Origin of the sequence: Pseudomonas sp. EA_65y_Pfl1_P113, from assembly GCF_963970525.1 — a bacterium.
In the GTDB taxonomy this organism is placed as follows: domain Bacteria; phylum Pseudomonadota; class Gammaproteobacteria; order Pseudomonadales; family Pseudomonadaceae; genus Aquipseudomonas; species Aquipseudomonas tritici.
Window position 1 is genome coordinate 1 of sequence record NZ_CAXAQM010000324.1, and the last position, 541, is coordinate 541.

The following is a 541-nucleotide window of genomic DNA, read 5'->3' on the forward strand; positions in this document are numbered from 1 at the left end:
GCGCGCCTTCGGCCTCTTCGATCAACCGCACGGTTTCGATCGTCGCGAGCGGCGCTGCCGCCCCCCCAATCTCGATTTGAAGGGCGTGCGCCTCCCCATCCAAATCGAGCGGGATCTCCGCAACACCCCGCAAAACGTCCACTGCAACCCCGAGAGCAGCGATACTTGCGCGCTCGAGCGACACCTCGATAGACGTGCGGCTGACGATCATGGTCGAGCTATCGGGTAGAACCGCCGCGATCCGACGCTCGAGATCCAGGGCGAGACTATCCGCCCCCACACGCCCGAACTTACGACGAAGGGCGGAGAAGTTCGCGATCTCGACGAGGCACACGATTTGCCACGTGTTTGAAGGATCGCCGCGGGGGCGATGTCGATGCCCGATTGCACGAGGCCACCAGGTGCGTCTGACGCACTTTTTCCCCGCCCCGGAGGGCGACGCGGCGGATAAGGGGGTTGCACGGCACGCACCATGAATTTCGAGGTAAACGTGAGCAATAAACGAACCGTTAAACGTCCCGCTTCCGTCGCACCCTTCGCG

Annotated in this window: 1 protein-coding gene; it reads right to left on the reverse strand. The window is 63.0% G+C overall.

Annotated features, from left to right (window positions below):
- On the reverse strand, nt 1-334 hold a 334-nt coding region (locus AACY52_RS29850), incomplete at its 3' end, for a hypothetical protein (RefSeq protein WP_339561311.1).
- Between the last annotated feature and the right edge of the window lie 207 nt (nt 335-541).